Source organism: Mesorhizobium sp. M7A.F.Ca.CA.004.04.2.1 (assembly GCF_004022825.1).
GTDB lineage: Bacteria > Pseudomonadota > Alphaproteobacteria > Rhizobiales > Rhizobiaceae > Mesorhizobium.
Genome location: NZ_RZPH01000165.1, coordinates 1 through 8441, shown reverse-complemented (window position 1 = coordinate 8441; position 8441 = coordinate 1). Strand labels below are relative to the sequence as shown.

The following is an 8441-nucleotide window of genomic DNA, read 5'->3' as shown; positions in this document are numbered from 1 at the left end:
ATCTGGGACAATCCCGGCGGCGGTGTGCCCGGCGACGGCACCTTCGTGCTGCGCCAGATGCTGGCGCGTGGCCTGGACAGGTTCGCCGTGGCGACGATCTGGGATCCGATCGCGGTCACCTTCTGCCTGGCGGCGGGCGAAGGCGCGGTCATCGATCTGCGCTTCGGCGGCAAGGCCGGGCCGCAGGCAGGCGAGCCGATCGACGCGCGCGTGCGCGTGCTGAAAGCGGTTGCGGAGGGCTGGCAGAGTTTCGGGCCAAGCCGGGTGACGCTGGGGCCGACGGCGCTGGTCCGCCTCGAAGGCACCGAGGTCGACATCATTCTCAACACCAACCGCACACAGACCTTCGAGCCGGATATCTTTTCCAACATCGGCGTCGATCCGATGGCCAAGGACATGCTGCTGATCAAGTCGACCAACCATTTCTACGCCGGCTTCGAGCCGATCGCCGCCGAGATCATCTATGTCTCGGCGCCGAGTTCGTATCCCAGCAATCCGGCGGTGACCGATTACAAGAAGCTGACAAGGCCGGTGTGGCCAAGGGTTGCGGATCCTTGGAAGGATGCAGGCAATCTCCCCCCTTGAGGGGGAGATGTCGCTGAAGCCGACAGAGGGGGTCGCCTGACGTAATGCGCCAACCTTCTTCTGCCGCAGCAGGCCGAGCCCGGTCGAACCGACCCCCTCTGGCCGCTTCGCGGCCATCTCCCCCTCGAGGGGGGAGATTATCCGGTGCTACACCAATCCCCGCTTCACCATCATCGCTTCGGGCGACGGCATCTTGCCGCGAAATGCGGTGTAGAGTTCTTCCGGATCCTTCGAACCGCCGGCGGCGTAGATGTTCTTGCGCAGCCGTTCGGCGAGCGCCGGGTTGAAGGGGTCGCCGGTCTCCTCGAAGGCGGCGAAAGCGTCCGCATCGAGCACTTCCGACCACATGTAGGAATAATAGCCGGCCGAATAGCCGTCGCCGGAGAAGACGTGGCCGAAATGCGGGGTGCGGTGACGCATGGCTATGGTGTCCGGCATGTGCAGCTCTGCAAGCGTTTCGGTTTCGAAACGAAGTGGTGCTTCAGGCGCATCCGGCCGTGCGTGATAAGCCATGTCCATCAGCGCGGATGCGGTGAACTCTACTGTTGCAAAGCCAGCGCCAAAAGTCCGCGCGGCCAGCATCTTGTCGAGCAGCGCCTTGGGCATCGGCTTGCCGGTCTTCACATGCAGCGCGTGTCTTTCCAGCACCGCCGGCACGGTCAGCCAATGTTCGTAGAGCTGCGAGGGCAGTTCGACGAAATCGCGGCTGACCGAGGTGCCCGAAACCGAGGGCCAGGTGACATCGGTCAGCATGCCGTGCAAAGCATGACCGAATTCGTGGAACAGCGTTTTCGCCTCGTCGACCGACAGCAGCGCGGGCTCGCCGGCCGGCGGCTTGGCGAAGTTCATGATGTTGTAGATCACCGGGCTCGCACCGTGGCCGAGCCTGTAGCCGGACTGCAGCGCGCTCATCCAGGCGCCGGAGCGCTTCGAGGGCCGGGCGAAATAATCGGCGAGGAACAGGCCGCGCTCGCTGCCATCGGCATTTTTCACCACGAAGACGCGGGCGTCGGGGTGCCAGGCAGCGATGCCCTTCTTCTCCTCGAAGGTGATGCCGAACAGCCGTGTCGCCACATCGAAGCAAGCGTCGATGATGCGGTCGAGCTGCAAATAGGGCTTCAGCTCCGCCTCGTCGAAGGCGAATTTTTCCGCACGCAGTTTCTCCTGGTAGAAGCGCCAGTCCCAGGCGGCGAATTTTTCGTTGCTGCCGGCCTCCGTCGCCAACCGTTGCAATTCGATCTGGTCGCTTGCTGCCTTCTCAAGCGCCTTTTCCCACACCGGGTCGAGCAGCGCGTGCACGGCCTTCGGTGTCTTGGCCATGGTGTCATCGAGCTTCAGCGCGGCGAAGGAGGCGTAGCCGAGCAGCTTTGCCTTCTCGGCGCGCAGGCGCAGCATGTCGCGCACCACGTTCGTGTTGTCGGTGGCGCCGCCATTCTGGCCGCGCATGGTGAAGGCGCGGAAGGCGATCTCGCGCAGATCGCGGCGCTCGGAGAAGGTCGAGAACGGCTCGTAGATCGAGCGCGACAGGGTGACGGCGTAGCGGCCCTTCTGGCCGCGTATCTCGGCGGCTTCGGCCATCGAGCTTTTCACGAAGTCCGGCAGGCCGGCAAGGTCGGCCTCATCGAGGAACAGTGCCCAGTCGCTCTCGTCGGCCAGCACATTCTGGCCGAAGCTGGTACCGAGCGAGGACAATTCCTCGCTGATCTTGGCCAGCCGCTTCTTGCCGTCGGCATCGAGTTTGGCGCCGGAGCGGACAAAACCCTTCCAGGTCTTTTCCAGGACCCGCAGGGTCTCTGCGTCGAGCTTCAGGCTCTCGCGGCGCTGGTAGAGATCGTCGATGCGGGCAAACAGCCGCTCATTCATCGAAATCGCCGAGAAATGCCTGGACATTTTCGGCGAGATGTCGCGCTCCAGCGCTTGGATCGTCTCGTTGGTGTAGGCGCCGGCGCGGCACCAGAAGATCGACGAGACGCGATCGAGCGCTTCGCCGCCGAGTTCCAGCGCGGCAAGCGTGTTCTCGATGGTCGGCGCATCCTTGTTGCCGGCGATCGCCTCGATCTCGGCCTCGTGCGCCTTCAGCGCCGCGTCGAAGACCGGGGAAAAGTCGCCATCGCCAATGCGCGTGAAATCGGGCAGGCCGAGCGGCCCTTGCCACGCGGTCAGCGGATGGGCGGCGAGGTCGACGGCTTTCGTGGAAGGCATGGACAGTCTTTCGATCGTTGACGGGGAGAGGTTTGGTCGTCCCCGATGTAGGGCGAGGCCTCGCAAGGCGCAACGGCTCGGCCCTCAGGATGGCGTCAGAAGCCGTCGCACGTCTCGGCGATTGCCGCTTGCGAACTGGCGGTGATGCGGTCGTCGGTCACCGCGAAAGTCTCATGCATGAGCTTGTCATTGTTGGGAAAGTCGTAGCAGGCGACCACGGTGGTGACCCCGCCTTCGCTCTTTTCGATCCGATGCCGGATCGCTGCGCCCGCAACCGCACCTTTCCATTCGTCCATCGAGGCGATGAATTCCTGCTTGCTTTGCACGACGCCGAGGTCGTCCAGCTTGATGCGGACATCATCGGCGAGCAGGTCGGACAGTTCGGTGCGGTCGGCGACCAGCAGCGCCGAATACCAGCGGCTGATGAGGGCACGATCATCGGCGCGGGCGGCAATAATCGCTATCAGCAGCGCGGCCGCCGTCAAAGCGGCCGACCTGATGTTTACCACCTTGCGCGCCGCTGTGTTCATCCCAGCTCCGGCCGTTCGAAATCGCCGGTTTCCTTGTTCATCGTCCAGAGTTCGCCGGTCGAGATATCGAACCAGGCCCCATGCAGCGACAGTCGCCCCTTGCCCTCGAGAATCGAGACGCAGGGAAAGGTTCTGAGGTTGGCGATGGAATAGCGGATCGAGATGCGCTCCAGCGCGGTCTGGCGCTCCGACGCGGTCATGAAGGTGCTGGAGGAGACGGTTTCGGCCGCCGGCGCGATCAGGCTCATCCACTTGCCGATGAAGTCGCCCGGCGAAAGCGGCGCGGAATTGGTGTCGAGCGCTGCACGGATGCCGCCACAGCGGCCATGGCCCATGACGACGATGTTCTTGACCTTGAGGCTCTGCACGGCGAATTCAAGCGCCGCCGAGGTCGAATGGAACTCGCCATCGGGAGCATAGGGCGGCACCAGATTGCCGACATTGCGCAGCACGAAGAGTTCGCCGGGCCCGGCGTCGAAGATCGCCTCGGGCGCCGAACGCGAATCGCAGCACGCGACGATCATCGTCTCCGGCGCCTGGCCTTCGCGAGCGAGATCGCGATAGCGCCCGCTCTCTGTGAGATAGCGGCCATTCATGAAATTGCGGTAGCCGGCGAGAAGATGTTCAGGGAGATGGGACATGGGCGGCGTCTGGAGCCTTTCCGGGTTGGATGCGGCAGCTCGTTGCGGTCTAGAGAGGCTCTAGCGGCAAAAGCCGGTCGCGAGCAATGCAGAATTATGAGGGCTGGCTAGAAATGCCATGCATCGAGCGCAACCTTGGCCAACAGCGTTACGCCCAGATGGCGACAGGAATGCCAAAGCTGTCGCGGCCCGGCGGGTCGGGCAGCGGCCGTGCCTCACCGCTGGCGATGCGACCGGCGATCAGCGTCATCGCGGCCGCGTCGAGGAAATCGTCGGCGGCGGCGCCGCGCGGTGGCGGCTGGTCGAGAAAGGCCGTGTCATAGCCATGCCGGCAAAGCAGAGCCTTGCGTTCCGCCATGCCGGCCGGATTGATGCCGCCCTTGATCTTCTTCGGCAGTTGCATGGCCTGATCGCCGTTCAGGCGGCAGAAAGCGACTTCCGGATGCGATTCGAACACGCGGCCGCGCAGATCGGGTCGCGCGATCAGCAGGGCGTCGATCTCGCGGATCTTGGCAAAAATGCCGAACGCCTGGATCGAGACTCCGCGCGGCGGGTCGGATGTGGTCAGGGCCACCTCGCTTGCCCTGATGTGCGCGGCATACCAGGCTTCGATGGTGGTGAAATCATTGGTCTCCGCATAGAGCGTGGCACGGGAGGGGATCGAGAAGACGCTGGATTGGCGCGCCCCGAGCAGCGGCCGCACCAGCGCTTCGGGGCCGCGACCGCCCTTGCCCGAAAAGTCGGGTAGGCCGATCGGCATGTCGACAGCGATGACAGCGTCTTCGGGAAGGGATGCGAGCAGGGCAGTGAAGGTTGCAAAGACACCGACCGACGGTGCCATGCCAAAAGCGCACCGGACGGCGATCCAGCCGGCCTTGCAGCCGTCGACGCCGACAAGCACGGCCTCAGTCGACGTCACGCCCGGCGGCCCCGCCCCGGATGCGTGAGGTGGCGAAGCTGGACCATCGCCATCGGATGCGACAGGCTCTGCGCATCGGTTTCGAGCTGCAGTTCGTCGCCGCCGCGCTTGGCGGTGCGCGCCAGGATCTCGTAGACCGCCGCCGTCGTCGATTGCAGCGCCTTGACCGGCGGCTGGCCGGACAGGATACGTGCCAGATAGACGGCCGCCGTCAGATCGCCCAGGCCATTCGGCGGCTTGTCGATCAGGCGATGTTCGGCGAGCAGCGCCTGGCTGCTATCGAGCAGCAGATTGCCGGTGCCGCCCGTCATCATCGACGGCGCAGAGGTGACCAGCATGGTCGATGGTCCGGCGTGGAGCGCTGCCGCGATCGCCGATTTCAGGTCGGGCAACGCGGCGCCGGCCATCCATTCCAGTTCGTAGCGGTTGGGGGTGGCTATGTCGGCGATCGGCATCAGCCGGTCGCGCATGGCGATGGCTGTCGGCTCGGGCACGTAGAGGCCGCCCGAATCACCCATCACCGGATCGCAGATATAGACGGCGCCGGGTGTCCTTGCCTTCACCGCGGCGACCAGCGAGGCGACGGCCTCGGCCTGGCCGGCCTCGCCGAGATAGCCGGACAACACGGCGCCGACTTCACCCAGCCATGGCGCCCGCTCGAGATCGGCCATCAGCGCCTTGAACTGGTCGAGCGGCGGTACGATCCGTGTTGCCCGTCCATGGCCGGGATGCCAGGGCAGGATGACGGTCGGCACCGCCCAGACCGGGAACCCCAGGGTCTCCAGCGCAAACACGGCGGCACGGTTGCCGACCGAGCCGCGCGCGACATGGCTGGAAATGACGATGACCGCACGCGGCGCGTCGGTTTGTTCGGCGCTCATTGTCGTTTGATTCCTAACTGCCCCGGATGACGTAAAGCACGAGCCAGACCATCAGGCCCAGCGCCAGCAGCAGGCCCAGCGTGCGGCCAAAGCGGGTGCCCCAAACTTCGATCGGATCGGCGCGATCGGCATCGGCCGCGGTGACGTGATCGCGCATGCCTTTCGCGGCCCGCCCCGCAAACGAGTCGCCCGCCGGATTCGTCTCGTGCGCGATGCGCTCGAGGATACGGCGCGATTCCTTCTCGCTGTCCTGGCGCTCCGCCATGATGATGTCCCGTTTTGTGGACCTTATCGCGTTCGTACGGCCAATCACAGACCCTTGCAGCGGCATCGGGCATGGCAGGCGAGGGGCTGCCGGCCCGGGCGGTTTTCTTGCGCGCTGATTGTGGTAATGCTTCGCGTGCAACTTCTACCGAGGGACCCCATCATGTTTGCCCAGCGCCTTGCCTCGCCGTCCATTTTCCGCACGCTGCCCGCCTTCCTGATGATGGCGATCGTGCTGCCGCTGCTTGCCGGCTGCGGCTACAACACCATCCCCACAGCGGAAGAAAACGCCAGGGCGGCGTGGAGCGAGGTGCTGAACCAGTATCAGCGCCGCGCCGACCTCATCCCCAACCTGGTCGAGACGGTGAAGGGTTATGCCTCGCACGAAAAGGATACGCTCGACGCGGTGGTCGAGGCGCGCGCCAAGGCAACGCAGATCACGGTAACACCGGAAACGCTGAAGGATCCCGAAGCCCTCAAGAAGTTTCAGGATGCCCAGGCGGGGCTGACCAGCGCGCTGTCGCGGCTGATCGCGGTCTCGGAGGCCTATCCCGACCTCAAGGCCAATCAGAATTTCCTGGCGCTGCAAGCCCAGCTCGAAGGCACCGAAAACCGCATCGCGGTGTCGCGGCGCGACTACATCCAGGCGGTCAGGGACTACAATCTGACGCTGAGGACCTTCCCCTCGGTGCTGTGGGCGACCTTCTGGTTCCGCGGCAATGAGCCCTTTGCCAATTTCACTGTCGCCGAAGACAAGATGCAGCCGCCGAAGGTCGATTTCGGCACGAAGCAGGGCGGGTGAACGTCGACTGTCATCGGAATAAATCCCGCGAAATGACGGGCTGCTGGCGTGCAAACACCCCCCTCTGTCCTACCGGAACCGGCCCTTCGCTGGCGCTTCGGGCGTTCGTCGTTCGGAAAGCCAAGCAATTGGCTTCCCGTCCGCTACGCGGATCAGTCCTCACCCCCCTCAAGGGGGGAGATTGGCAGCTTCGGCGCTGACGCCGATCTTGCGACGTTGCAAATTGGCGAAAGCGGAGATGACGGCCAATCTCCCCACTTGAGGGGGAGATGCCCGGCAGGGCAGAGGGGGGCGCCCCGGAACGCAAGCCTAGGGTTCCTTTTCGCTCTTCTAAGCCTCTTCTTCCTTCCCTTCACCGCCCTCGCCGCCGATCTTCCGGCGCTCACCGGCCGTGTCGTCGACAATGCCGGCATCATCGATGCCGCGACCAAGGCGGCGCTGACGCGGAAGCTTGCCGATTTCGAGACAAAAGGCTCCGACCAGATCGTCGTGGCGACGATTCCCAGCCTCGAGGGCGAGGAGATCGAGCCTTACGCCAACCGCCTGTTCCGCTTCTGGAAACTTGGGCAGGCGAAGGAAAACAACGGCGTGCTGCTGCTGGTTGCCCCGAACGACCGCAAGATGCGCATTGAGGTCGGTTATGGGCTGGAAGGTACGCTGACCGACCTGCACACCAAGCTGATCATCGAAAACGACATGGTGCCGGCTTTCCGCGCCGGGGACTTCTCCGGCGGTATCAGCAAAGCCGTAGACGACATGATCATGGTGCTGGAAGGAAATCCGGAGGAGCTGGAGGCGCGCGGCGAGCGCAACCAGGAAGCGCCCTTCGAGTCCGGCGACCTGTTCTTCACCGTGTTCATCGGCATCTGGATAACCATTATGGTCGGCAGTCTTGCTGTCTCCATCTTGCCGCCGATCTTCGGCCAGAAGCTCGGTCCCGGCCGCTACCGCTGGCTCGGCATGACCTTCGAGCCGCACCGGCGCTCCTCTCGTGGTGGCTGGTCGTCGGGAAGTTCCAGCGGCGGATGGTCTTCGGGGTCAAGCAGCGGCGGCGGTTTTTCCGGCGGTGGCGGTTCGTCCGGCGGCGGCGGCTCGTCGGGAAGCTGGTGATGGCATGACGATACCCAGCATCAGCCTGTCGAAACGCGACCGCCTCGCCTCGGCCGTCCTGATTGCTGCGGTCGTGCTGTTCTCCTGTATCACGGCCTACGCGGCCGACCTGCCGGCGCTGACCGGCCGCGTCGTCGACAATGCCGGCATCATCGATGCCGCGACCAAGGCGGCGCTGACGCGGAAGCTCGCCGACTTCGAGACAAAAGGTTCCGACCAGATCGTCGTGGCGACGATCCCCAGCCTCGATGGCGAGGAGATCGAGCCCTACGCCAACCGCCTGTTCCGCTTCTGGAAACTTGGCCAGGCGGGCGAGAACAATGGCGTGCTCCTGCTGGTTGCCCCGAACGACCGCAAGATGCGCATCGAGGTCGGTTATGGGCTGGAAGGTACGCTGACCGACCTGCATACCAAGCTCATCATCGAAAACGACATGGTGCCGGCCTTCCGCGCCGGCGACTTCTCCGGCGGCATCAGCAAAGCCGTCGATGACATGGTCATGGTCTG

At 64.4% G+C, this 8441-nt stretch carries 10 protein-coding genes; 4 read left to right on the top strand and 6 right to left on the bottom strand.

Annotated elements, in window-relative coordinates; translation table 11 throughout:
- A partial coding sequence (locus EN893_RS10310) for an MlrC C-terminal domain-containing protein (RefSeq protein WP_164900787.1) occupies nt 1-585 on the top strand: 585 nt, incomplete at its 5' end.
- A gap of 147 nt (nt 586-732) precedes the next feature.
- Here the strand turns inward: EN893_RS10310 and EN893_RS10305 are convergent.
- The 6 genes from EN893_RS10305 to EN893_RS10280 all read right to left on the bottom strand — a co-directional run bounded on the left by EN893_RS10305 (nt 733) and on the right by EN893_RS10280 (nt 6023).
- Complete coding sequence (locus EN893_RS10305; protein WP_127272099.1) at nt 733-2787, bottom strand: M3 family metallopeptidase; 2055 nt, start codon at nt 2785-2787, stop codon at nt 733-735.
- A gap of 95 nt (nt 2788-2882) precedes the next feature.
- Nucleotides 2883-3317, bottom strand: coding sequence for a nuclear transport factor 2 family protein (locus EN893_RS10300; protein ID WP_128361525.1), 435 nt, complete (start codon nt 3315-3317; stop codon nt 2883-2885).
- Nucleotides 3314-3958, bottom strand: coding sequence for a carbonic anhydrase (locus tag EN893_RS10295; protein ID WP_023811712.1), 645 nt, complete (start codon nt 3956-3958; stop codon nt 3314-3316). The genes EN893_RS10300 and EN893_RS10295 overlap by 4 nt, the downstream gene beginning before the upstream one ends.
- A gap of 148 nt (nt 3959-4106) precedes the next feature.
- The gene (locus EN893_RS10290; RefSeq protein WP_127269641.1) at nt 4107-4877 is read right to left on the bottom strand and encodes a DUF429 domain-containing protein; all 771 of its coding nucleotides are present in this window, start codon (nt 4875-4877) and stop codon (nt 4107-4109) included.
- Nucleotides 4874-5758, bottom strand: a complete 885-nt coding sequence (pdxY, locus tag EN893_RS10285; RefSeq protein WP_127269643.1) for a pyridoxal kinase PdxY — start codon at nt 5756-5758, stop codon at nt 4874-4876. The genes EN893_RS10290 and pdxY overlap by 4 nt, the downstream gene beginning before the upstream one ends.
- Before the next feature lie 13 nt (nt 5759-5771).
- A complete protein-coding gene (locus EN893_RS10280; RefSeq protein WP_127269645.1) occupies nt 5772-6023 on the bottom strand; it encodes a hypothetical protein in 252 nt (83 codons plus the stop codon).
- Nucleotides 6024-6185: 162 nt separating this feature from the next.
- On the opposite strand from EN893_RS10280, the gene EN893_RS10275 reads away from it, so the two are divergent.
- The 3 genes from EN893_RS10275 to EN893_RS10260 form a co-directional block, all read left to right on the top strand.
- Nucleotides 6186-6824 carry a LemA family protein gene (locus tag EN893_RS10275; protein ID WP_127269647.1) on the top strand — a complete coding sequence of 213 codons (639 nt, stop codon included), beginning with the start codon at nt 6186-6188 and terminating at the stop codon, nt 6822-6824.
- Between the two features lie 258 nt (nt 6825-7082).
- The gene (locus EN893_RS10265; protein ID WP_127272093.1) at nt 7083-7934 is read left to right on the top strand and encodes a YgcG family protein; all 852 of its coding nucleotides are present in this window, start codon (nt 7083-7085) and stop codon (nt 7932-7934) included.
- Between the two features lie 4 nt (nt 7935-7938).
- On the top strand, nt 7939-8441 hold a 503-nt coding region (locus tag EN893_RS10260), incomplete at its 3' end, for a YgcG family protein (protein ID WP_164900786.1).